The sequence below is a fragment of the Pseudomonas fluvialis genome (assembly GCF_002234375.1).
Taxonomy (GTDB): domain Bacteria; phylum Pseudomonadota; class Gammaproteobacteria; order Pseudomonadales; family Pseudomonadaceae; genus Aquipseudomonas; species Aquipseudomonas fluvialis.
In genome coordinates this window covers 122262-144597 of the sequence record NZ_NMQV01000003.1, presented here as the reverse complement: position 1 = coordinate 144597, position 22336 = coordinate 122262, and the positions used below count along the sequence as shown (strand labels likewise).

Annotated in this window: 22 protein-coding genes; 7 read left to right on the top strand and 15 right to left on the bottom strand. The window is 64.4% G+C overall.

The window, feature by feature from the left end; all coding sequences use genetic code 11:
• The first annotated feature begins 94 nt into the window (after positions 1 to 94).
• The gene (locus CFY91_RS02265) at positions 95 to 601 is read left to right on the top strand and encodes a methylated-DNA--[protein]-cysteine S-methyltransferase (RefSeq protein ID WP_165765290.1); all 507 of its coding nucleotides are present in this window, start codon (positions 95 to 97) and stop codon (positions 599 to 601) included.
• Positions 602 to 653: 52 nt separating this feature from the next.
• Entirely contained in the window at positions 654 to 1640 is a 987-nt protein-coding gene (locus CFY91_RS02260) for a sensor domain-containing diguanylate cyclase (protein ID WP_093984714.1), read from the top strand.
• Positions 1641 to 1718: 78 nt separating this feature from the next.
• Here the strand turns inward: CFY91_RS02260 and CFY91_RS02255 are convergent, their stop codons facing one another.
• From CFY91_RS02255 to CFY91_RS02225, 7 genes are all read right to left on the bottom strand, one after another.
• Positions 1719 to 3485 carry a sodium:solute symporter family protein gene (locus tag CFY91_RS02255; protein ID WP_093984713.1) on the bottom strand — a complete coding sequence of 589 codons (1767 nt, stop codon included), beginning with the start codon at positions 3483 to 3485 and terminating at the stop codon, positions 1719 to 1721.
• A 10-nt stretch (positions 3486 to 3495) separates the two neighbouring features.
• On the bottom strand, positions 3496 to 3762 hold the full coding sequence (locus CFY91_RS02250) for a DUF4212 domain-containing protein (RefSeq protein ID WP_093984712.1): 267 nt from the start codon (positions 3760 to 3762) through the stop codon (positions 3496 to 3498).
• Positions 3763 to 4006: 244 nt separating this feature from the next.
• On the bottom strand, positions 4007 to 4327 hold the full coding sequence (locus tag CFY91_RS02245) for a hypothetical protein (RefSeq protein ID WP_133063655.1): 321 nt from the start codon (positions 4325 to 4327) through the stop codon (positions 4007 to 4009).
• Between the two features lie 2 nt (positions 4328 to 4329).
• A complete protein-coding gene (gene creD, locus CFY91_RS02240) occupies positions 4330 to 5661 on the bottom strand; it encodes a cell envelope integrity protein CreD (protein WP_093984710.1) in 1332 nt (443 codons plus the stop codon).
• Between the two features lie 112 nt (positions 5662 to 5773).
• Positions 5774 to 7198 (bottom strand): two-component system sensor histidine kinase CreC, encoded by a 1425-nt coding sequence (creC, locus tag CFY91_RS02235; RefSeq protein WP_093984818.1) that lies wholly within the window; start codon positions 7196 to 7198, stop codon positions 5774 to 5776.
• A gap of 20 nt (positions 7199 to 7218) precedes the next feature.
• Positions 7219 to 7899, bottom strand: coding sequence for a two-component system response regulator CreB (gene creB, locus CFY91_RS02230; RefSeq protein WP_093984709.1), 681 nt, complete (start codon positions 7897 to 7899; stop codon positions 7219 to 7221).
• 109 nt (positions 7900 to 8008) lie between these two features.
• Positions 8009 to 9244 (bottom strand): cyclic di-GMP phosphodiesterase, encoded by a 1236-nt coding sequence (locus CFY91_RS02225; RefSeq protein WP_093984708.1) that lies wholly within the window; start codon positions 9242 to 9244, stop codon positions 8009 to 8011.
• Positions 9245 to 9458: 214 nt separating this feature from the next.
• Between CFY91_RS02225 and dbpA the strand changes: the two genes are divergently transcribed.
• On the top strand, positions 9459 to 10835 hold the full coding sequence (gene dbpA / locus CFY91_RS02220; RefSeq protein ID WP_093984707.1) for an ATP-dependent RNA helicase DbpA: 1377 nt from the start codon (positions 9459 to 9461) through the stop codon (positions 10833 to 10835).
• A gap of 4 nt (positions 10836 to 10839) precedes the next feature.
• On the opposite strand, the gene CFY91_RS02215 is transcribed toward dbpA, so the two are convergent.
• Positions 10840 to 11685 (bottom strand): HDOD domain-containing protein, encoded by an 846-nt coding sequence (locus CFY91_RS02215; protein WP_165765289.1) that lies wholly within the window; start codon positions 11683 to 11685, stop codon positions 10840 to 10842.
• Positions 11686 to 11754: 69 nt separating this feature from the next.
• Here CFY91_RS02215 and CFY91_RS02210 point away from each other — a divergent pair, with 69 nt between their 5' ends.
• The 3 genes from CFY91_RS02210 to CFY91_RS02200 all read left to right on the top strand — a co-directional run bounded on the left by CFY91_RS02210 (position 11755) and on the right by CFY91_RS02200 (position 14422).
• Positions 11755 to 12633, top strand: coding sequence for a cation efflux transmembrane domain-containing protein (locus CFY91_RS02210; protein WP_188390279.1), 879 nt, complete (start codon positions 11755 to 11757; stop codon positions 12631 to 12633).
• A gap of 65 nt (positions 12634 to 12698) precedes the next feature.
• Positions 12699 to 13937, top strand: a complete 1239-nt coding sequence (locus CFY91_RS02205) for a GGDEF domain-containing response regulator (RefSeq protein ID WP_093984816.1) — start codon at positions 12699 to 12701, stop codon at positions 13935 to 13937.
• Positions 13937 to 14422 carry a GreA/GreB family elongation factor gene (locus CFY91_RS02200; protein WP_093984705.1) on the top strand — a complete coding sequence of 162 codons (486 nt, stop codon included), beginning with the start codon at positions 13937 to 13939 and terminating at the stop codon, positions 14420 to 14422. The genes CFY91_RS02205 and CFY91_RS02200 overlap by 1 nt, the downstream gene beginning before the upstream one ends.
• Here CFY91_RS02200 and CFY91_RS02195 read toward each other — a convergent pair.
• The 7 genes from CFY91_RS02195 to tkt all read right to left on the bottom strand — a co-directional run bounded on the left by CFY91_RS02195 (position 14395) and on the right by tkt (position 21176).
• Positions 14395 to 14910 (bottom strand): YgjP-like metallopeptidase domain-containing protein, encoded by a 516-nt coding sequence (locus CFY91_RS02195; protein ID WP_093984704.1) that lies wholly within the window; start codon positions 14908 to 14910, stop codon positions 14395 to 14397. The genes CFY91_RS02200 and CFY91_RS02195 overlap by 28 nt on opposite strands.
• A 28-nt stretch (positions 14911 to 14938) precedes the next feature.
• The gene (locus tag CFY91_RS02190) at positions 14939 to 15172 is read right to left on the bottom strand and encodes a hypothetical protein (protein WP_093984703.1); all 234 of its coding nucleotides are present in this window, start codon (positions 15170 to 15172) and stop codon (positions 14939 to 14941) included.
• A 74-nt stretch (positions 15173 to 15246) separates the two neighbouring features.
• Positions 15247 to 16311, bottom strand: a complete 1065-nt coding sequence (gene fba, locus CFY91_RS02185; protein WP_093984702.1) for a class II fructose-bisphosphate aldolase — start codon at positions 16309 to 16311, stop codon at positions 15247 to 15249.
• Positions 16312 to 16475: 164 nt separating this feature from the next.
• A complete protein-coding gene (locus CFY91_RS02180; RefSeq protein ID WP_093984701.1) occupies positions 16476 to 16784 on the bottom strand; it encodes an MliC family protein in 309 nt (102 codons plus the stop codon).
• Between the two features lie 56 nt (positions 16785 to 16840).
• On the bottom strand, positions 16841 to 17998 hold the full coding sequence (locus tag CFY91_RS02175; RefSeq protein ID WP_093984700.1) for a phosphoglycerate kinase: 1158 nt from the start codon (positions 17996 to 17998) through the stop codon (positions 16841 to 16843).
• Positions 17999 to 18010: 12 nt separating this feature from the next.
• Positions 18011 to 19066 (bottom strand): erythrose-4-phosphate dehydrogenase, encoded by a 1056-nt coding sequence (epd, locus tag CFY91_RS02170; protein ID WP_093984699.1) that lies wholly within the window; start codon positions 19064 to 19066, stop codon positions 18011 to 18013.
• A gap of 109 nt (positions 19067 to 19175) precedes the next feature.
• Complete coding sequence (gene tkt / locus CFY91_RS02165) at positions 19176 to 21176, bottom strand: transketolase (protein ID WP_093984698.1); 2001 nt, start codon at positions 21174 to 21176, stop codon at positions 19176 to 19178.
• Between the two features lie 175 nt (positions 21177 to 21351).
• On the opposite strand from tkt, the gene CFY91_RS02160 reads away from it, so the two are divergent.
• Positions 21352 to 22311 carry an ArsR/SmtB family transcription factor gene (locus CFY91_RS02160; RefSeq protein ID WP_093984697.1) on the top strand — a complete coding sequence of 320 codons (960 nt, stop codon included), beginning with the start codon at positions 21352 to 21354 and terminating at the stop codon, positions 22309 to 22311.
• Positions 22312 to 22336 lie beyond the last annotated feature (25 nt).

Sequence of the window (22336 nt, the reverse complement as noted above, 5' to 3'; positions counted from 1 at the left end):
ACGGCAATTGCCGACAGCGCGATAGCCGCACGGCTTGACCCAACGCGCCGCAGGCGCACACTGTAGCCCAGGCCTGGCCATGGAGACCCCCGGCATGACGCCCACCCTGCACTACCAACTGGCGCCCTGTGCGCTGGGCCAGCTGTTGCTGGCCGCTTCCCCGCGCGGCATTGCCTGGCTGGCACTGGGCGATCAGCCGCAAGCCCTGTGCGCTGAACTGCTGGCCGCCTATCCGGACGCCGCGCTATGCAGCGACGGCAGCCTGCACGACGCATTGACGGCCATACAGCAGTACCTGCAGGCCCCCAGACACCCCCCTGCCCTGCCCCTCGACCTAACCGGCACGCCCTACCAACAGCGCGTCTGGAGCGCCCTGCAGGAGATTCCCTGCGGCCGCACCGAAAGCTACAGCCAGTTGGCGGCCCGCCTGGGCAGCCACCCACGTGCGGTCGCCCGCGCCTGCGCCAGCAATCGGGTGGCCCTGCTGGTGCCCTGTCACCGCGTGCTGGCTGCCGATGGCGGCCTGGCCGGCTATCGCTGGGGCCTGGCCCGCAAGGCGGCATTACTCGCCAGCGAGGCCGACGGATGCACGATGGAATAGCCTGCCGGAGCGCACTACGCTTGCAGTATTTCCTTCTGAATGAGTCCTGTGGATGAGCGATCCGTCTGCCGACCGCATGCTTGAAGCGCTTTCACGACCACTGCTCAGGCTGGTCAAAGACTTGTGCGGCATGCAGGCCAGCTTCATCACCGTGATCGACTGGAATACCCAGCTGCAGCGGGTCATCCTGGTCGATGCCGACCCGGAGCTGCCTCTGTGCGAAGGTGCCGAGAGCGCCTGGAGCCAATCGTTGTGCCGGCACATGTTCAGCCAGGGGATACAGCACAGCGACTGCATGGAGCAATTGTTTCCTGACACCCCCGGGGTGGCCATGGGCATTCGCAGCTTCATCGTCTTGCCGGTGGTCCACGGCGAGAAAACCCTTGGCACACTGTGTGCGGCCAGCCAGCAACGGCGGCCGCTGGATGACGCCACCCGGCAACGCCTGCAACTGATCAGCGAAGCCATCTCCTTGCAGCTGCACCTGACCCTGGAGTTACAGCAACTGCGCCAGGAAGCCGCCAGTCGCCAGCAGCAGATCAGCGACCTCAAGGAACTGGCCGACACCGATCCGCTCACCGGATTGCTCAATCGTCGTGGTTTCGCGCGCTGCTGGCAGCAACTACAAAGCGAGCCAAGTGGCCGCCTGGCCGTGATGGTCATCGATATCGATCATTTCAAGCGAATCAATGACCAGCATGGCCATGAACGTGGCGACCAGGCGCTGCAGCTGCTGGCTGCAGCCCTGCGCACATTGTCACGACAGCAGGATTACCTGGCCCGATTAGGTGGTGACGAGTTCGTGTTAGCCGCCCGCGACAGCAACGCGACCGGCCTGGCCAGCCTGGCACAACGCCTGCAATGCTATCTGCAAGAACACTGTGCGCCAGGGAGCGCGCCCATCGAGCTGAGCATTGGCATAGCCGACAATACCCGACAGGCCACCGACGACCTGTTGCGCCTGGCCGACCAGGCGCTCTACCAGAGCAAGCAGCAGGGCCGTAATCGCATCCAGATCAGCCCAACGCCCGAGGCCTGAACAGGCCGCCTTGCCCTATACGCGACACCAACAAAAACGCCCCGGCAAGCCGGGGCGTTGAAGGTCATGCTGGTCTACTCAGTGGTCGATGGCGGCACCGGCACCACGCGGTACACGGATGTCTTCGACCAGGTGCTGGATACGCTCCGGCGGTGCCGAGGTCAGCTTGGCAACGATAACCGCAGCAGCGAAGTTGAACAGCATACCCAAGGTACCGATGCCTTCCGGCGAGATACCGAACCACCAGTCGGCTGCGGTGGCAGTCGGGTTGATGAACTTGAAGTAGACGATGTAGCTGAAGGTGAAGGCCAGGCCCACCACCATGCCGGCAATCGCCCCTTCCTTGTTCATCTTCTTCGAGAAGATCCCCATGACGATGGCCGGGAAGAACGACGCAGCCGCCAGACCGAAGGCAAAGGCCACCACCTGGGCAACGAAGCCCGGCGGGTAGATACCGAACAAACCGGCGACCACCACAGCCACGCCGGCCGCCAGACGCGCAGCCAGCAGTTCACCCTTCTCGCTGATGTTCGGACGCAGGGTGCTCTTCAGCAGGTCATGGGAGATCGACGTGGAAATCACCAGCAACAGACCCGCAGCGGTAGACAGGGCGGCAGCCAGACCACCGGCGGCGATCAGCGCGATTACCCAGCCCGGCAGATTGGCGATTTCCGGGTTAGCCAGAACCATGATGTCGTTGTCCACGTACAGCTCGGTCTCGGCCGGAGTCGCCGGGTTCTTCAGCAGGCGTTCGCCATTCTCGCCGCGCTCGCCGGTGAATTCCGGCTTGCCGGCAAAGGCAGCGCCCGGACCGTACTGGATGATGCCGTCGTTGTTCTTGTCCATCCAGCCGATCAGGCCGGCGTTTTCCCAGGTCTTGAACCAGCTCGGCAGTTCCTGGTAGCTGGCATTGGGTACGCTGGACAACAGGTTGGTGCGCGCAAAGGCCGCCAGGGCCGGCGCGGTAGTGTAGAGAATGGCAATGAACAGCAGCGCGTAACCCGCCGACTTGCGCGCGTCACGCACGGTCGGCGTGGTGAAGAAGCGCACGATCACGTGCGGCAGACCCGCAGTACCGACCATCAGCGCCATGGTGATGAAGAACATGTCGGTCATCGACTTGCTGCCATCGGTGTAGGCGGTAAAGCCCAGCTCGGCACCCAGCCCGTTGAGGCGTTCAACAACGCTCTGCCCGGTACCGCTAACCTCGCTGCCAAAGCCCAGCTGCGGAATCGGGTTGCCGGTGATCATCATCGACACATAGATAGCCGGCACCATGTAGGCAAAGATCATCACGCAGTACTGTGCCACCTGGGTATAGGTGATGCCCTTCATGCCACCGAGTACGGAGTAGAAGAACACGATCGCCATGCCGATCACCACGCCGGTCTCGATGCTCACTTCCAGGTAGCGCGAGAAGACGATACCGACGCCACGCATCTGCCCGGCGACGTAGGTGAAGGAGATGAAGATCACGCAGACCACGGCGACCAGCCGTGCGGCCTTGGAGTAATAGCGCTCACCAATGAAGTCCGGCACGGTGAACTTGCCGAACTTGCGCAGGTAGGGCGCCAGGCACATGGCCAGCAGCACATAACCGCCGGTCCAGCCCATCAGGTAGACCGAACCATCGTAACCGGCGAAAGCGATGATCCCGGCCATGGAAATGAAGGACGCCGCGGACATCCAGTCGGCACCGGTGGCCATGCCGTTGAGTACCGGGTGTACGCCTTTGCTGGCCACATAGTACTCGCTGGTGGAGCCGGCACGGGTCCACAAGGCAATGCCGATGTACAGCGCGAAGGTCGCACCGACAAACAGGTAAATCAGGGTTTGGGTAGCCATGCTCGTCGACTCACTCTTCGTGCAGATCGTATTTGCGATCGAGCTGATTCATCTTCCACACGTAGAAGAAGATCATCAGCACGAACACGTAGATGGAACCCTGCTGGGCAAACCAGAAGCCCAGGGGGAAGCCGAAGAACTGAATAGCGTTGAGCTGCTCGACGAACAGGATGCCGGCGCCGAACGACACCGCGAACCACACCGCCAGCAGCCCCAGCATGAGCCGTAGGTTTTCTTTCCAGTAGGCAGTTGCTGCCTGTTCTTTTGACAAGGACATGAGGGACCTCCGCGTGTTGTTTTTGTTATACAGAGCTCAAGTTAGCAGCCGCCGGCAATTCAACCAGTCAGACTTTCGTCGCAGGATTTCCCTGGCGGCCGCCCATCAAGCGACGCCCAGGCCCGCGCTAGAGGCCTGGCGCACGGTTCGCAACGGCATGCCCCTCCTTTGGTCGCAACCCGCCAGTGGCTGACCAGCCAGCAGGCCAGGCGGCGACCCTGCCGGCGCTCTTCGCGCAGGCCACTCATCGCCGATACCACAGCCAGTAACACAGCCCTGCCGGCAGGCAGGCCAGCTGCGCGTAGGCCAGCAGAAACTGCAGCAACGAACGCAAGGCCACGGGCTGGCTGTGCAGCGGCAGGCCCAGCAGGGCCTGCCAGAACTCGCCAGGCAGACGCTCCAGAAGCAGCGCCAGGGGCAGGCCACTGGCCTGCCAGAGCGCCACCACACGGAACTGCCCGGTCATCAGCAACGCCACCAGCAGCAGCCCTACGGCAATCAGGCCGAGCAGATAACAGCCGCCCAGACGCACCAGGCGCAACCACCACGCGGGAGACGCAGGCATGCTCACGCCCCCCTGCCCAGGCTGTACCAGTCCAGCCGGCGCGTCAGCAGCATGACCCCGGCCAGCAGGCCGAATACCAGCAGCGAGCCCATCAGCAGGGCGTAGTCCTCGGCATCCAGCAGGACATACAGCAAGCCATACAGCAGCCCCAGGGCCAGGGCAAAGGCACCGCCCCGCCAGGCACTGCGCAATACCGCGCTGAGATAGATGCCCAGCAGCAACACGCAGGCTGCCGCCGCCAGCAGGTAGGCCAGGGCAAACGGCACATGCTCGGCCAGCGACAGCAGCAGCAGGTAAAACAGCGCCAGGGCCAGCCCGACCAGGCCGTATTGCATAGGGTGTACCGCCAGGCGCTTGAGCACCTCGAAAAGAAAGAAACCGGCAAAGGTCAGGGCGATAAACAGCAGCGCGTATTTGATCGCCCGCTCGCTCTTCAGGTACTGATCGACCGGGTTGATGAAGCTCACCGCAAAGGGGTTGTCGCTGTCGCTCAGGCAATGCCGGTGCCCCAGGCAGGCCTGCAGGCGCTCCTCATAGTTGGTGGCAAAGAAACTGCTCTGCCAGTGTGCCGTGAAGCCCTCTGCCGTCACTTCACGACGCTGCGGGAGGAACTGGCCGACGAAGCTCGGATGCGGCCAGTCGGCTCGCATCTGCCACTGACTGTCCCGCCCCAGGGGGCTCAGGGCGAGCTGCCGGGTACCCTGCAGGGCCAGGTCGAAGGTAAACGCCAGCTGTTGCCCGGCGGTCGATGGCAATGGCAGATCGGCGTGCACACCGGACTCCAGCAACAGCTCCCCCGAACCCGGGGCAAACGCCAGGGTCTGTTCGTTCCAGCGCAGCTGCAGGCTGCTTTCAATGCCACGGATATCGCTGATTCCCACGCTCAGATAGGGCGTATCGAAGACATAGTCGGCCCAGTCGGCGCTAATCCCGTAGTTCGCCGGCACCTGGAAATGCCCGCTGAACTGGTTGCGGCTGTGGTACAGCAGGGCCTGGTAGATACCCCGGCTGCGTGGCTCACTACTCACCTCGCTGGTCACCTGCAGGCGTTCCGGAAGGAAATACAGGCGTCCCTGGCGGACATGGCTTTCCTCATAGCGCTGCCCGGTCTTGGCGTGGGTTTTCCATTCGCGCACGGTCTTGCGATAGGGCAGCACCAGCAACGGGCCGATCACCTGCTGCTGGCGACTGGCGCTGTTGGCGATATCCTCCAGGACCCGATCACGCAGTCCCTGGCGCTCCTCGACCAGGCCGCCGATCAGCAGCAGCGGGATCATCAGTAACATCATCAGCAAGGCGACCAGGCCCAGCTTCACAGTCATTTCTCGGTTCATCGCGGCACTCCTGCACAAGGCCCTAGGGGCAGACAGGCCTAGCGTGCAGGCGCCCGATGCAGGTTTTATGCAGGTCTGGTGCAGAGTGTGTGTAGAACCTGTGCAGGCCGGCTCAGGCCGCCGGCAACCACAGAGAGGCCTGCACGCCACCGGCCACGTTACCCACCTCCAGGCGCCCACCATGCAGCGCGGCGACCTCGGCAACGAAGTTCAGGCCCAGGCCGGTGCTCTTGCGCCCGCTGCCCGGCCGCGGCAGCGAGTAGAAGCGCTCGGTCAGGCGTGCCAGGGCATACTCGGGAATCGCCTGGCCAGGATTGAACAGCCGCACGCACAGCTGTTCGCCCTGGCGCTCGGCACGCCATTCCAGGGTAGCGCCGGACGGACTGAAGTCGATGGCGTTGTCCAGCAGGTTGGCCAGCGCCTGCTGCAACAGGAAGGGCTCGCCGAGCACCTGCAGCGACTCATCCATCTGCCAGGTACAGTGCAGCCCGGCACGCTGCAAGCGCGCGGCCTGTCCCTGGCAGAGCTGCTCGCACAGCGCCCGCAGCGCCACCGGCTGAACCTGCTGCAGGCTCTGTTGCTGCTCCACCAGGGCCAGCCCCAACAGGCGTTCGATCAGCTGCTGCAGACGGGCGCTTTCCTGCTGGATATTGCCCAGGAAACGCTGGCGTTGCGCCGCCGGCATCTCGCCCTCGAGCAGTTCGGCGGCACCTCGAATCGCCGCCAGCGGGCTTTTCAGTTCATGGGTCAGGGTATGTACGTAGTGCTCGACGTAGGCCTTGCCGTCCAGCTCGGCGCGCATCTGCTCCAGGGCGCGGGCCAGCTGGCCCAGTTCGCCACCCCGCCCCTGCGGCAGGCTGGCACGCTGGCCGGCGGCCACCGCCACGGCATAGCCGGTCAGGCGGCGCAACGCCGCACTCAGCCACCAGGACAGCGCCGCACCGACGAGCAGGCCGAGCAGGCTGAAACCTGCGGCAAACCAGGCCAGGCGCCGTTGCGAGCGTTCGATGTAGGGTTGCAGGGTACGGCTGGGCTTGCTCACCGAGACCACGCCAATGATCCGCCCGGCGTCGCGGATCGGCGCTGCCACATACATCACCGAGGATTGCGGGTCATCGGCAACCTCGCGACTGGAGCGCGCGCCATACTGGCCACGCAGGGTCAGGTAGACATCATTCCAGCGTGAATAGTCCTGGCCCACCGCCACACCGCTGGAATCGAGCAGCACGCGGCCCTGTGCATCGGTGACATAGATACGGTGGCTGACACTGTTCTTGGCGATGTCCCAGATCTGCGCCTGCGGCTGGCGCTGCCCATAGGCCTGGAACAAGGCCTGCCAGTCGCGCTCGTGCAGGCGGCCGTCACGCAGGTCGTCGCGCAGCAGTTCGGCCAGCAGGTTGGCGGTGTCGACCAGGGTTTCCTCGGTGCTTTGCCGGACTCCGGGGCGAATTTCCTCCATCACCGTGGACAGCACGAACCAGCCGGCCAGCCCGACGAAACAGAAGTACACCAGAAAGATGCGTACCCCCAGCGGCATGCCGGGCAGGCGCAGCCCGCTCATTGCAGCCTCAGGCTGTAGCCCAGGCCACGATGGGTATGGATCGCCTCACTGCTGTCGCGTACCTGACGCAGCTTGCTGCGCAAGGCGCGAATATGACTGTCGATGGTTCGCTCATAGCCGGCTTCGGCACTCACGCCACTGGCCTGCAGCAGCTGCTCGCGGCTGAACACCCGCTCCGGCTGTTGCAACAGGCAGTGCAGCAGGCGCAATTCATGGCGAGTCAGGGCCAGCACCTGGCCGTGATAGCTGATCTGCTGACGCAATGCATCGTAGTGGAAGACCTCGGGTGCGGCGGCCGCTGGCTGCGCGACAGCCGGGCGTACCCGTTTGAGGATGGCCTTGACCCGCGCCGCCACCTCGCGCGGACTGAACGGCTTGCTGACATAGTCGTCGGCACCAATCTCCAGGCCGACCACGCGATCGATCTCGCTATTGCGCGCGGTGAGGAACAACACCGGCACCTCGCTGCTGCGCCGCAACTGCTTGCACGCCTCGAAACCGCTCATGTCGGGCAAGCCGACATCGAGAATCCACAAGTCGGCCGGCTCACGCGCATGCAGTGCCAGTGCGTCGCCCGCCAGGCTTACCCAACTGGTGCGAAAGCCCTCACCCTGCAGGGCAAACAGCAGGGTATCGGCAATCGCGGCTTCGTCTTCGACAATCAGAATGTGCTGCATGGCTGGGCGCGGTGCGTGGAAAACATCGCCGCACGGTGCCGCAGTGCCGCGCGGCGGTCAAATCATCCCGCGCATTTTGCCAGACGTGCCGCAGCGCGCAGCCGTCTGCTCAGGTACGCGGCTCGGGCAAACCGCTCCACAACTCGTCGAGGTTGCGGAACCCCCACTCCTGTGGGTCTTCGCGTCCGATGATCTTCTCCTGGCCGGCCCATTTGGCCAGGTCGACGATTTCCTGCGGCAACGGCAGGCGTGACTTGGCGGAAAAGAACACCTTGACCTTGGGCGTCAGCAGCGACTTCTCGTGCTGCTCCACCACCACCGCCAGGCGCCCGCTCTGCAAACGTACCAGCGCGCCCACCGGGTAGATGCCCACCGACTTGACGAAGGCCTGGAAGACCGCCTCGTCGAAATGCCCCTTGCTCCATTCGGCCATCTTGCGGATCGACTCCGCCGGGTCCCAGCCTTTCTTGTAGGGGCGATCCGAGGTAATCGCATCGTAGACATCGCACACGGCGCCCATCTTGGCGAACAGGCTGATCTGCTCGCCATTCAGGCGATGCGGGTAGCCCGTACCGTCGACTTTTTCATGGTGGTGCAGGCAGACATCCACCACCAGCGCGCTGACCTGTTTGCTCTCCAGGAGAATGCGACTGCCTGCCTCGGGATGCGCCTTGACCGCAACGAACTCGGCATCGGTGAGCTTGCCAGGCTTGTTGAGAATCTGATCGTCCACCGCCATCTTGCCGATGTCGTGGAGCAGCCCGGCCAGCCCGGCTTCACGCACCTGGCGCTCCTCCAGTCCCAACTGGCGAGCCAGGGCAATCATCAGCGCACAGACCGCCACCGAGTGCATGTAGGTGTATTCATCGGCATTTTTCAGGCGCGCCAGGCTGATCAGCGCATTGGGGTGACGGATGATCGATTCGGTGATTTCCTCAACCAGCTCGCCGGCCTGTTCGACGCCAATTGCCCGGCCCATGCGCGCATCGCTGAACATGGCCATCACCGCCTGCTTGGAGCGCTGGCAGAGCTTCAGCGCACGCTGGGCTTCCTCGGCCATGCTGGCGCGCGGTGGCGGAGTATCCTGCGCGGCAGCCAGCAGCCGCTGCTCGACCTCGGCAGCGGCCTCCTCAGCCGTCTGCGCCTGCACACCCGCGGCGACATCCAGGCCCTTGCTGGTATCGATCCACAGCTCGCCAATACTGCTCTCGCGAATCCGCCGCAGGTCCGCCTGGCTGGACAGCACGAACTTGCTCCTCCAGAACGGATGGTCCATCCATGACCCGCAGAACTCCTGGATGTACATGCCGACACGCACATCGGCTACCGCAATTCGCTTCAGCATCAAGCCACCTGCCAGGATATCGCCTTGTCACCAGACCGGCAGAACAGCCGCCCGGTACAGGGGTACAGACATACTCCCACCCCTTATCCGATGCATGATACCAGCGCCCTGCGCTGGCCGCCGCTGGCAAATGGTCGCCCAGTGCCGGTGATCGCCGGCTCAAGCAGGCTGGTCGCCAGCTGTTACACTAGCGCCTCCTTATTCTGCAGGCTGCATCGTGACCCTCGCCTTTTCTTCCCTGTCCCTGAGCCCGGCCATGCTGGCCAACCTGTCCAGCCTGGGCTACCAGCAGATGACCGAGATCCAGGCCGCCAGCCTGCCGCTGATCCTCAAGGGGCGCGACCTGATCGCCCAGGCCAAGACCGGCAGCGGGAAAACCGCCGCCTTCGCCCTCGGCCTGCTGCAGCCGATCAACCCGCGCTACTTTGGCTGCCAGGCGCTGGTACTCTGCCCGACTCGCGAACTGGCCGATCAGGTGGCCAAGGAAATCCGCCGCCTGGCGCGCGCCGCCGAGAATATAAAGGTGCTGACCCTGTGTGGTGGCGTCCCCTTCGGCCCACAGATCGGTTCACTGGAGCATGGCGCACACATCATCGTCGGCACGCCAGGGCGTATCCAGGAACACCTGCGCAAGGGCACGCTGAGCCTCTCCGGGCTGAATACCCTGGTGCTTGACGAAGCCGACCGCATGCTCGACATGGGTTTCATCGACAGCATTGCCGAGGTCATCGCGCAAACCCCGACGCGCCGCCAGACCCTGCTGTTCTCGGCCACCTACCCGCCAGCCATCGAGCAACTGGCGGCCCGCTTCCTGCGCGACCCGGCGCGTGTCGAAGTACAGGCTCAGCACGACAATACGCAGATCGAGCAACGTTTCTACGAGATCCAGGCCGAACAGCGCTACGACGCCGTACTGCACCTGCTGCGGCATTTCCGCCGGCAACCCGCGGTGGCCTTCTGTGCCACCCGCCTGCAATGCGACGAGCTGGTGGCCCACCTGGAAGCCGCAAAAATCTCCGCCGCCGCCCTGCATGGCGACCTCGAACAGCGCGAACGCGACCAGGTACTGGCACTGTTTGCCAACCGCAGCCTGAGCGTTCTGGTAGCCACCGATGTGGCGGCGCGCGGCCTGGACATCGAAGGCCTGCAACTGGTGCTGAATGTCGAACTGGCCCGCGACCCGGAAGTGCATGTACACCGTATCGGACGTACCGGGCGGGCCGGCGAAACGGGGCTGGCGGTGAGTCTGGTAGCCCCCGCCGAAGCGCGTCGCGTGCAGGCCATCGAGGCACTGCAAGGCCAGGCCGCCGCCTGGTTCCCGCTGGCCGGCCTGAAAACCAGCCTGGAGCCGCTGCTGCCGCCCATGCACACCCTGTGTATCGCCGCCGGACGCAAGGACAAGCTGCGTCCCGGCGACATCCTCGGCGCGCTGACCGGCAACGGCGCAATCGCCGCCGACAAGATCGGCAAGATCAGCCTGTTCGACCACCAGGCACTGGTCGCCGTGGAACGCGCGCTGGCCCGCCAGGCGCTGGAGCAGCTGAGCAACGGGCGCATCAAGGGCCGCAGCCTGCGCGTACGCCAGCTCTAAGCCGCTAACGCAGGCTATCGAGAATCGCCTGGATCTCCTCGGCATGCGCGGAGACCAGGTTCAGCTGGCCGCGCTCATCCATGAAATCCAGTGCTGCCGGCAGTTTGGCATAGGCGGCCAGGCTTTGCAGTGCGGGCAACGCCGCTTCGCCCTGCGCGCGCAGCGTATGCCAACGCGCCAGGTTGAGCACATCCAGCAGGCCCAGCGGCAGCGCGTCGCCATGCTGCCAGTCGCCGGCATGACGGATGACCTCGACGTACTCATCCGCGACCCCCCACTTGCGCAGCATGATCACCCCCAGGCCACCGCGATACTCATCGCACAGCCGCTGGTAGATACCCTGCTCCGCTTCGCCCATGCTCTGGCGAAAGGCCGAAAGCACCGCCAGGCTGCCAATCTCGCTGAGCAGGCTGACCAGCATGGCCTGTTCCACCGGCAACACCACCAGACGCCGGGCCAGAAAACAGCACAGGCTGGTCTGCAAGAGCAGGCGCTCCCACACCTGCAGGAACACCTTCTTGTGCCCGGCACTGTGCAGGGTGAACAGGCTGCGCACGCTGTGCAGCATGGTAATGCTGTCGACCTGCGGCAAACCCAGGGTGTTCAGCGCCTCGACCAGGTTGCGAGCCGGCCGGCGCAAGCGCTGCAGCGGATTGCTGGCGTACTTGATCAGCAGTGCCGTCAACGCCGGATCGCGACTGATCAGCCGCGCCAGCTCGGCCAGGCTGGCTTGCCCCTGGCTCAGCGCGCGGCGAATCTCCAGGGTAATACTCGGCAGGCTGGGTAACTGCTCTTCGCCGGCCAACAGCTGCGACACCAGTTGCCGATAGATTGCATAATCACTGGACACCACCGCACTCCCCGTCACCCTGCGTGCCTAGAGCATAGCCTGCCCGGGCCATGCTGCCGGAGCCCTGCCATGTCCAAACCCACCTGTACCTGCCCAAACACCTGCGCGGCAACCGCGCCGGGCGCTGAGGCTCCGCTGCCCGCCGAGGGCTGGCTGCTGCGCTACGAATTACGCCGGATGGATTGTCCGGCCGAGGAACGCCTGGTGCGCCTGGCCCTGGCTGATATCGCGGGTATCGAACAACTGCGTATTGATCTGTCACAGCGCCAGCTGCTGCTCTGCCTTGCCGCCCCCAACAGCGCCGTGGAGCAAGCCGTGGAAAACCTCCAACTGGCGGCGCGCTGCCTGGAGTCACGCCCCCTGCGCAGCGATGACCACGCAACGGACAACCCGACAACTGCGCAGGCACAACGCCAGACCCTCTGCATTCTGCTGGCGCTGAATGGGCTGATGTTTGTCGCCGAGCTGCTCGGCGGCTGGTGGGCGCAGTCCAGCGGCCTGCTGGCCGACAGCCTGGATATGCTGGCCGATGCCAGCGTGTATGGCCTGGCACTATGGGCCGTGGGTCATGATCTGCTACGCCAGCGCCGCGCCGCCCATTATGCCGGCTGGGTTCAGGCCGCACTGGCAGTACTGATCCTGGCGGATGTCGTGCGCCGCTTCCTGTATGGCAGCGAGCCGCAGTCCACGTTGATGCTGGCCATGGGCGGTGCAGCGCTGGCCGTGAACCTGACCTGTCTATGGCTGGTACACCGCCAGCGCCATGGCGGTACGCACATGCGCGCCTCGCTGATCTTCTCAGCCAATGACGTCCTGGCCAATCTAGGACTGCTGCTGGCCGCCGGCCTGGTCGCCTGGAGCGGCTCGGCCTACCCGGATCTGCTGATCGGCCTGCTGATCGTCGCCCTGGTACTGTTCGGCGCATGGCGAATTCTGCGCCTGCCTTGAAAGCGGGCGCGATGGCAGGCCTGCGCGGGCTGTGCCATCATCGGCCCGTCGTCGTGGAGAATATCGTGCGTAATATCCTGGTCATCGAAGACAGTCCACTGGTGCTCAAGGTACTCGAGCATCTGTTCCGCCAGGATGGCGCACTACAACCGGTGTTCTGCGCCAGTTTTGGCGAGGCACAGCTGTTGCTGGAAACCTCGGCCAACCTGTTCTTCGCGGCCATCGTCGACCTCAACCTGCCCGACGCGCCCAACGGCGAAGTGGTTGATCTGGTCTTGCAGTACAGCCTGCCGTGCATCGTGCTCAGTTCTTCCTATAACGAACAGCGTCGCGACGAGCTGCTGCTCAAGGGCGTGGTCGACTATGTGCTGAAGGAAAGCCAGCACTCCTACGACTACGTGCTGCGCCTGATTCACCGTCTGGAACGCAATTGCCAGGTGAAGATCCTGATTGCCGAGGATTCCGAGGCAACCCGCCACTACATTCGCCGGGTACTCACTCCGCACCTGTACCAGATCATCGATGCCGTGGATGGCGACGAAGCCCTGCGCATCCTCCAGGAGCAGCCGGATATCGACCTGTTTCTGGTCGACCACAGCATGCCCGGTCTCAGCGGCTTCGAGCTGGTCAAACTGCTGCGCCAGCAGATGCGCCGCAGCGAACTGATCATTCTCGGCCTGTCCGCCGACGCCAAGGGTTCGCTCAGCGCACTATTCATCAAACACGGTGCCGATGACTTCCTGCGCAAACCCTTCTGTCCGGAAGAGCTCAACTGCCGGGTCATGTCGACGCTGGAACGTCGTGACCTGCTGCGCGCACTCAAACAGGCGGCGCAGTTCGACTCGCTGACCGGCCTGCACAACCGTCGCTCGTTCTATGACAACGCCTGCCGCCAGCTGCAACAGGCCGCACGCAAGGGCCAGGGTCTGAGCGTAGCCATGCTCGATCTCGACCTGTTCAAACAGATCAACGACCAGTTTGGCCATGCCAGTGGCGATGCCGCCCTGGTGGGCTTTGCCCAGGCCGCTCGGCAGTGCCTGCCACACGCCTTGATCGGCCGCCTGGGAGGAGAGGAATTCGCCCTGCTCAGCACGCTACCCGCCGCCCAACTGGCGGACAGCCTGCAACAGCTGCGCGCACAGTGTGCGCACATCAAGTACGCCATCGGCGCACCGCCACTGTCGTTCAGCGCGGGTATCCATCAGACCACGGGAGAGGAACTGGAACAGTGCCTGCAGCAGGCCGACCAGCAGCTCTATCGCGCCAAGAGTGACGGCCGCGGCCGCAGCTATTGGCAAGCCTGATGTTCGACAAGACGCTGCTGCTGCAACAGTTGCACGAGCACCTGCAGGATGATCTGCAGCTGGCCGAACGTGCCTTGCAGGCCAGCCACGAGGCGGCCACCCACGAGCAGAGCAAAGCCGAAAACAAGTACGACACGCGCGGCCTGGAGGCCGCCTACCTGGCCAACGGCCAGCAGCAGCGCTGCCTGGAAATACGCCAGGCCCTCCAGCAATTACACAACCTGCAACTGCGCCCGGTCGATCAGCAAGGCCGCGTTCAGCTGACCAGCCTGGTCGCCCTGCAGGATGCCCAGGAGCAGTGCCAATGGTTATGGCTGCTGCCCATGGCCGCCGGCACACGGCTGCAGCAAAACGCCCTGCGCGTGCAAGTGATCAGCCCCCAGGCGCCGCTGGGCCAGGCACTGCTCGGCCTGCAGGAAGGCGATGAAGTCAGCCTGCAACGGGAAGGCACGCCACGCTACTGGCAGGTCGTGGCAGTCTGCTGAGTCGCTTCGCGCCAGCATAGCCAGGCACGCAGGTCGAACTCGATCTGCGCGTAACCCGGCAGCATGTGTTGGCACAGCTGGTAGAAGGCCTTGTTGTGCTCACTCTCGCGCAGATGAGCCAACTCATGCACCAGGATCATGTCGAGAAAGGCCGCCGGCGCTTCGCGAAACAGGCTGGCCACGCGAATTTCCTTCTTGGCCTTGAGTCGTCCGCCCTGCACCCGGGAAATCGCCGTATGCAGGCCCAGCGCATGCCGCAGCACATCCAGCTTGCTGTCGTAGAGCACCTTGTCGATGGCCGGCGCGCTGCGCAGGAAACGCTGCTTGAGTTGCAGGCAATGCGCGTACAACGCCTTGTCGCTCTGCACGGCGTGACGCTCTGGATAACGCTGGGCCAGGTAGTCACCCAGACGCTGCTGCTGTAGCAGCACGCCTACCTGCTGTTGCAGGTGGGGCGGATAACCCTGCAGATAACGCAATGCCGTCATGCACTGCTCCGGGCAAAGCCGCTAGCCGTCAGCTCGACACAAGAGCCTGGCGCTGCTGATAACGGCGCCGCACACCCAGATCGATACGCAGACAGAGCGCCGTCAGCAGCATGAAAGCCAAACCCAGCTGGCCACGACTGACCGCAGTACCCAGCCACTGGGACAGCGCATCAGCCACCAGCTGCGGGTAACTGGCAAGGAAAGCACCGAGCGGCGCGACTAGCAGAAGAAAACAGAAACCGATGGCGCGTAGCAGGGCCATAAGCACCTCCGTGACAGGACCTGCCTACAGCATGGCAGGCCCCGGCACGGATGCCACTAGACCATCGGCCAGGCTCAGTTGACCTTGGCGGCCAGCTCGCCCTTGGCATAGCGCTGGTACATACCTTCCAGGGAGATCGGCTTGATCTTCGAGGCGTTGCCGGCGGTACCGAAGGCTTCGTAGCGGGCGATGCAGATGTCGCGCATGGCCTCGATGGTCTTGGCGAAGAACTTGCGCGGGTCGAACTCGCTCGGCTGCTCGGCCATCATGCGACGCATGGCACCGGTGGAGGCCAGGCGCAGGTCGGTATCGATGTTGACCTTGCGTACACCGTACTTGATACCTTCGACGATTTCCTCGACCGGCACGCCGTAGGTTTCCTTGATGTCGCCACCGTACTGGTTGATGATCGCCAGCCACTCCTGTGGCACCGAAGACGAGCCGTGCATCACCAGGTGGGTGTTGGGGATGCGCTTGTGGATCTCCTTGATGCGCTCGATGGCGAGGATGTCACCGGTCGGCGGCTTGGTGAACTTGTAGGCACCGTGGCTGGTGCCGATGGCGATGGCCAGGGCATCAACCTGGGTCTTCTTGACGAAGTCAGCGGCCTCTTCCGGGTCGGTGAGCATCTGGCTGTGGTCGAGAATACCCTCGGCACCGACACCATCCTCTTCACCGGCCTGGCCGGTTTCCAGGCTGCCCAGGCAGCCCAGCTCGCCTTCCACCGATACACCGCAGGCGTGGGCGAAGGCTACGGTCTGCTGGGTCACGCGGACGTTGTAGTCGTAGTCGGCCGGGGTCTTGCCGTCTTCACGCAGCGAGCCGTCCATCATTACCGAGGAGAAGCCCAGCTGGATCGAGCGCTGGCAGACGTCCGGGCTGGTGCCGTGGTCCTGGTGCATGCACACCGGGATATGCGGGAACTCTTCGATGGCCGCGAGGATCAGGTGACGCAGGAACGGCGCGCCAGCGTACTTGCGGGCGCCAGCGGAAGCCTGGACGATCACCGGGGAATCGGTCTTGTCGGCCGCTTCCATGATCGCGCGCATCTGCTCGAGGTTGTTGACGTTGAAGGCCGGCACGCCATAGCCGAATTCGGCGGCGTGGTCGAGCATCTGACGCATGCTGATAAGTGCCATGAGTTTCCAGTCTCCCGATGGGGGTCGTTAATCGTGTGCAAGCCTGCCGCAGCGGCAGACTCGGTTCAAGCCTTGAAAACAGCGACAAGCTGCAAGCCCGCAATAAACAGCCCAGGCGGCACTCTCGCGTCTACTTGCAGCGTGCCGCGCGGTTTGCTGCTGCCCTATTGCGCCTTGCAGTCGCGGCCGATCAGGTCATCGTCGGCCACCCAGTACAGCAAGCCCTGTTCGCCCTTGGTGTGCAGGGCCAATTCGCCGTCGCTGTACAGCGCGCCTGAGGCTGCCGGTTGCTGTGCCAGACGGTACAAGCGCTGGGCACCGTCAAGACGCAGTTCGGCCTGCTCGTCAACCAGCCGCCAATGCAGCTCCACGCCACTGTCGCACTGCCAATGCTGCCAGGGGCCGGGCTGCGGAGTAGTCGCACAACCTGCCAATACCGCGCCCGACAGCCAGAGACTGACCTGTTTGCGCATAAACCTGCTCCTCAGCAACAGGCCACGGACCAGCCGGCCCATGGCCGTCCACGCCATCAGGCGCGTGATTCCAGAACAGCCACTGCCGGCAGCACCTTGCCCTCGACGAATTCGAGGAAAGCGCCGCCGCCGGTGGAGATGTAGCTGATCTGCTCGGCCACGCCGTACTTGTCGATCGCCGCCAGGGTGTCGCCGCCACCGGCAATCGAGAACGCCGGGCTCTCGGCGATGGCCTGGGCCAGCGCCTGGGTGCCGTTACCGAACTGATCGAATTCGAACACACCGACCGGGCCGTTCCACAGAATGGTCTGCGAGGCCTTGAGCAGCTCGGCGAACTGCGCGGCGGTCTGCGGGCCAATGTCGAGGATCATGTCGTCCTCGGCTACATCGGCCACCCGCTTGACGGTCGCTGCGGCGTCTTCGGCGAAGGCTTTGGCCACCACCACATCCACCGGCAGCGGCACGCTGACCTTGGCGGCGATGGCCTTGGCGGTGTCAACCAGATCGGCTTCGTACAGCGACTTGCCGACCGGGAAACCGGCAGCGGCGAGGAAGGTGTTGGCGATGCCGCCACCGACGATCAGCTGGTCGCAGATCTGGCTCAGGCTGTTCAGCACGTCCAGCTTGGTCGACACCTTGGAACCGGCGACGATGGCCGCCATCGGCTTGGCCGGGTTACCCAGCGCCTTGCCCAGGGCTTCCAGCTCGGCGGCCAGCAGCGGGCCGGCACAAGCGACCGGGGCGAACTTGGCTACCCCGTGGGTCGAACCCTCGGCGCGGTGGGCGGTACCGAAGGCATCCATGACGAACACGTCGCACAGCGCCGCGTACTGCTGGGCCAGCTCGTCGGCATTCTTTTTCTCGCCCTTGTTGAAGCGCACGTTCTCGAACAGCACGACCTCGCCAGGCTTGATCTCGACACCGCCGAGGTAGTCCTTGACCAGCGGGACTTCGCGGCCCAGCGCCTTGCTCAGGTAGGCGGCAACCGGCGCCAGGCTGTTCTCTTCGGAGTATTCGCCCTCGGTCGGACGACCCAGGTGCGAGCAGACCATGACCGCAGCGCCCTTCTCCAGCGCCAGCTTGATGGTCGGCAGCGAGGCGACGATGCGTGCGTCGCTCTTCACTACGCCCTCTTTAACCGGGACGTTGAGGTCTTCGCGGATCAGCACACGCTTACCAGCGAGGTCGAGGTCAGTCATCTTCAAAACAGTCATGGCATCAGTCCTTCATCTGGGCTGGTTGGTAGCAGCGGCAACGTCGAGCCAGTGGGCCGCGACGTCGAGCATTCGGTTGGCAAAACCCCATTCGTTGTCGAACCAGGCCAGCAGGTTGACCAGGCGCGGGCCGGACACACGGGTCTGGCTGCCATCGACGATGGCGGAATGGGGATCATGGTTGAAATCACAGCTGGCGTGCGGCAACTCGGTATAGGCCAGCAACCCCTTGAGCGGCCCAGCCTGGGCAGCCTCGCGCAGCAACTGGTTGATCTCCTGGGCCGTGGCGTCGCGGGCCATCTGCAGGGTGATGTCGAGGCACGACACATTCACCGTCGGCACGCGGATGGCCTTGGCCTGAATGCGCCCGGACAGCTCCGGGAGCAGGCGCTCGATACCACGGGCCAGGCCGGTCGACACCGGGATCACCGACTGGAAGGCCGAACGCGTGCGGCGCAGGTCTTCATGGTGGTAGGCGTCGATCACCGGCTGATCGTTCATCGCCGAGTGGATGGTGGTGATCGAGACGAACTCGATACCCACTGTCTCGTTGAGCAGCTTGAGCAGCGGTACACCACAGTTGGTGGTGCAGGAGGCGTTGGACACCAGCTTCTCCGCGCCGCTCAGGCACTGCTGGTTGACCCCGAACACCACGGTGGCATCAATGTCCGCCTCACTGGCCATCGGCTGCGAGAGCAACACGCGCGGTGCGCCAGCGTTGATGAAACGCCTGGCCTGTTCGCGGTTGGTGTACTGTCCGGAGCACTCCAGCAGCAGGTCGATGCCCAGCGCCGCCCAGTCGATGGCTTCCGGCGTGCTGTGGCGCAGCACCTTCACGCACTCACCATTGATGTGCAGGCAGTCGCCGTCTACCTCCACCGCGCCGGGAAAGCGCCCATGGGTGGAATCGAAGCGCGTCAGGTACTCGACGCTGGCCTGGTCGGCCAGGTCGTTGAGCGCGACGATCTCCAGGCCAGCCGCCGGCCCACGCTCATGCAGGGCGCGCAGCACGCAACGACCGATACGGCCATAGCCGTTGAGAGCGACGCGATAAGATCGATTCTGCATGGGGCCTGCCTGGTCACAAGCCGCTCGAAAGCTGGAGGCTGAAGGCTGAACGAGAAAGCAGCGCGTGCCGCTTATCGTTCAGCCTTCAGCCTCCAGCCTCCAGCGTCTTTTAGCTGTCGAGAAGTTCGTCGGCGGTGGCAACGATGTTCTCGACGGTAAAGCCGAACTCCTCGAACAGCTGCGCGGCCGGGGCCGACTCGCCGAAACTGGTCATGCCGATGATGCGTCCTTCCAGACCGACGTACTTGTACCAGTAGTCGGCATGCGAAGCCTCAATGGCGATGCGCGCGCCCACCTCGACCGGCAGCACGGCCTGCTTGTAGGCGGCGTCCTGACGGTCGAACACACTGCTCGATGGCATGGACACCACGCGCACCTGCTTGCCCTGCGCGGTCAGCTTGTCGAACGCCTGCACGGCCAAGCCGACTTCCGAACCGGTGGCGATGAGGATCAGCTCCGGCTCGCCGGCGCAGTCTTTCAGCACGTAGGCGCCACGGGCCACATCGGCCAGCTGCTGGGCATCACGGGCCTGGTGCGGCAGGTTCTGGCGGCTGAAGATCAGCGCGGACGGGCCGTCGGCGCGCTCGATGGCGTACTTCCAGGCCACCGCGGACTCCACGGCATCAGCCGGGCGCCAGGTGTCGAGGTTCGGCGTGCCACGCAGGCTGGCCAGCTGCTCGATCGGCTGGTGGGTCGGGCCGTCTTCACCCAGACCGATGGAGTCGTGGGTGAACACATAGAGCACGCGCTGCTTCATCAGCGCGGACATGCGCACGGCGTTGCGCGCGTATTCCATGAAGATCAGGAAGGTCGCGCCGTACGGGATGAAACCGCCGTGCAGGGCCACGCCGTTCATGATCGCGCTCATGCCGAACTCGCGTACGCCGTAGAACAGGTAGTTGCCCGAAGCATCGCCGGCTTCTACGCCCTTGCAGCCCTTCCACAGGGTCAGGTTGGAACCGGCCAGGTCGGCCGAACCACCGAGGAATTCCGGTAGCAGCGGGCCGAAGGCGTTCAGCGCGTTCTGGCTGGCCTTGCGGCTGGCGATGGTTTCACCCTTGGCGGCAACGTCGGCGACATAGGCGGCGGCTTTCTCGGCGAAGTCGGCTGGCAGCTCACCGGCCATGCGCCGCTTGAACTCGGCAGCCAGCTGCGGATGGGCAGCGGCGTAGGCCGCAAAGCGCTCATTCCACTCGGCTTCGCGGGCAGCGCCGGCGGCCTTGGCATCCCACTCGGCATAGATGTCGGCGGGAATCTCGAACGGGCCATGGTTCCAGCCGAGCTGGGCACGGGTCGCGGCAATTTCATCATTGCCCAGCGGCGCACCGTGGCACTCTTCCTTGCCCTGCTTGTTCGGCGAGCCGAAACCGATCACCGTCTTGCAGCAGATCAGCGTCGGACGCTCGCTTTCCGCACGGGCGGTTTGCAGCGCGGTCTGGATTTCCTCAGCGTCATGACCATCGACATTGCGGATCACCTGCCAGCCGTAGGCTTCGAAACGCGCCGGGGTGTCGTCGGTAAACCAGCCGTGCACCTCGCCGTCGATGGAGATGCCGTTGTCGTCGTAGAAGGCGATCAGCTTGCCCAGGCCGAGGGTGCCGGCCAGCGAGCAGACCTCGTGACTGATGCCTTCCATCATGCAGCCATCACCGAGGAACACGTAGGTGTGGTGGTCGACGATCTGGTGACCAGGACGGTTGAACTGCGCGCCCAGTACCTTCTCGGCGAGGGCGAAACCCACGGCGTTGGCAATGCCCTGACCCAGCGGGCCGGTGGTGGTTTCCACGCCCGGGGTGTAGCCGTATTCCGGGTGCCCCGGAGTCTTGCTGTGCAGCTGGCGGAAGTTCTTCAGGTCGTCGATCGACAGGTCGTAGCCGCTCAGGTGCAGCAGCGAGTAGATCAGCATCGAACCATGGCCGTTGGACAGCACAAAGCGGTCGCGGTCGGCCCACTGCGGGTTCTGCGGGTTGTGCTTGAGGTGGTCGCGCCACAGCACTTCGGCGATATCCGCCATACCCATGGGCGCGCCCGGGTGGCCGCTGTTGGCTTTCTGCACAGCATCCATGCTGAGGGCGCGGATGGCATTGGCTCGGTCACGACGGCTGGGCATCGCTAATCTCCTGCGGGGGGCTGATCACGGAAAAGGCCGGCATTTTCCCCCACCACCCCCTGCCGGGGCAAACAGTAAAAGCAGGCGACGCGCCGCACGGCGCCTTTGCGCAATATCAAGAATTTTTGATATTGCCGTTGCTGACCACGAAATGTCCGACTAGACTGCCCGGACTATGAGCCTGCCGCTGCCTTCGCTCGACCACGAGCCCGCCGACGACCTGGCTGCCCTTTGCAAAGCGGCAGGCGACCCCCTGCGCCTGCAGGTACTGCGCGCGCTGGCCAATGACTCGTTCGGCGTGCTGGAGCTGGCGCAGATCTTCGCCATCGGCCAATCCGGCATGAGCCACCATCTCAAAGTGCTGGCCCAGGCTGGTTTGCTGGCGACACGCCGCGAAGGCAATGCGGTGTTCTACCGTCGCGCCCTGCCGGGTGGTGCGCTGCATGCTGCGCTGCTTGAGGAGCTGGATAGGCTGCCTGTGCCGGACAACCTGCAGGCGCGCATCCGCGCGGTGCATGGCCAGCGCGCCGAAGCCAGCCGCGAGTTCTTCGCGCGCATGGCCAGCAACTTCCAGGCCCAGCAGGACCTGATCGCCAGCCTGGCGCAGTATCGCGACAGTCTGCTCAGCCTGCTCGATGCGCTGCCGCTGACCCGTCAGGCCACCGCACTGGAAGTCGGCCCCGGCGACGGCGCCTTTCTCCCCGAGCTGGCCCGGCGTTTTGCCCAGGTCAGCGCACTGGACAACAGCCCGGCCATGCTCGAACTGGCCCGCCAGCGCTGCGAGCGCGAAGGCCTGGGCAATGTTCAGCTGCAACTGGCCGACGCCCTGCAGCAACCGCACAGCCCCGTCGATTGCGTGGTACTGAACATGGTGCTGCACCACTTCGCCGCACCAGCCGAAGCCATGCGCCAGCTCAGCCCGTTGATCAACAGCGGCGGGCATCTGCTGATCACCGAGTTATGCAGCCATAACCAGGCCTGGGCCCGCGAAGCCTGTGGCGACCTGTGGCTGGGTTTCGAGCAGGACGACCTGGCCCGCTGGGCCGAGGCAGCCGGGCTGCGGGTAGGGGAAAGCCTCTACCTGGGCCTGAAGAACGGTTTCCAGATCCAGGTGCGGCACTTCGCCAAACCCTGACCCACTCACCCCAGGACTGACCCTT

Excerpts from the sequence above, each read along its gene's own strand:
- CFY91_RS02265 (WP_165765290.1), top strand. The coding sequence starts at position 95 with ATGACGCCCACCCTGCACTACCAACTGGCGCCCTGTGCGCTGGGCCAG.
- CFY91_RS02260 (WP_093984714.1), top strand. The coding sequence starts at position 654 with ATGAGCGATCCGTCTGCCGACCGCATGCTTGAAGCGCTTTCACGACCA.
- CFY91_RS02255 (WP_093984713.1), bottom strand. The coding sequence starts at position 3,485 with ATGGCTACCCAAACCCTGATTTACCTGTTTGTCGGTGCGACCTTCGCG.
- CFY91_RS02250 (WP_093984712.1), bottom strand. The coding sequence starts at position 3,762 with ATGTCCTTGTCAAAAGAACAGGCAGCAACTGCCTACTGGAAAGAAAAC.
- CFY91_RS02245 (WP_133063655.1), bottom strand. The coding sequence starts at position 4,327 with ATGCCTGCGTCTCCCGCGTGGTGGTTGCGCCTGGTGCGTCTGGGCGGC.
- creD (WP_093984710.1), bottom strand. The coding sequence starts at position 5,661 with ATGAACCGAGAAATGACTGTGAAGCTGGGCCTGGTCGCCTTGCTGATG.
- creC (WP_093984818.1), bottom strand. The coding sequence starts at position 7,198 with ATGCCGCTGGGGGTACGCATCTTTCTGGTGTACTTCTGTTTCGTCGGG.
- creB (WP_093984709.1), bottom strand. The coding sequence starts at position 7,899 with ATGCAGCACATTCTGATTGTCGAAGACGAAGCCGCGATTGCCGATACC.
- CFY91_RS02225 (WP_093984708.1), bottom strand. The coding sequence starts at position 9,244 with ATGCTGAAGCGAATTGCGGTAGCCGATGTGCGTGTCGGCATGTACATC.
- CFY91_RS02210 (WP_188390279.1), top strand. The coding sequence starts at position 11,755 with ATGTCCAAACCCACCTGTACCTGCCCAAACACCTGCGCGGCAACCGCG.
- CFY91_RS02200 (WP_093984705.1), top strand. The coding sequence starts at position 13,937 with ATGTTCGACAAGACGCTGCTGCTGCAACAGTTGCACGAGCACCTGCAG.
- CFY91_RS02195 (WP_093984704.1), bottom strand. The coding sequence starts at position 14,910 with ATGACGGCATTGCGTTATCTGCAGGGTTATCCGCCCCACCTGCAACAG.
- CFY91_RS02190 (WP_093984703.1), bottom strand. The coding sequence starts at position 15,172 with ATGGCCCTGCTACGCGCCATCGGTTTCTGTTTTCTTCTGCTAGTCGCG.
- fba (WP_093984702.1), bottom strand. The coding sequence starts at position 16,311 with ATGGCACTTATCAGCATGCGTCAGATGCTCGACCACGCCGCCGAATTC.
- CFY91_RS02180 (WP_093984701.1), bottom strand. The coding sequence starts at position 16,784 with ATGCGCAAACAGGTCAGTCTCTGGCTGTCGGGCGCGGTATTGGCAGGT.
- CFY91_RS02175 (WP_093984700.1), bottom strand. The coding sequence starts at position 17,998 with ATGACTGTTTTGAAGATGACTGACCTCGACCTCGCTGGTAAGCGTGTG.
- epd (WP_093984699.1), bottom strand. The coding sequence starts at position 19,066 with ATGCAGAATCGATCTTATCGCGTCGCTCTCAACGGCTATGGCCGTATC.
- tkt (WP_093984698.1), bottom strand. The coding sequence starts at position 21,176 with ATGCCCAGCCGTCGTGACCGAGCCAATGCCATCCGCGCCCTCAGCATG.
- CFY91_RS02160 (WP_093984697.1), top strand. The coding sequence starts at position 21,352 with ATGAGCCTGCCGCTGCCTTCGCTCGACCACGAGCCCGCCGACGACCTG.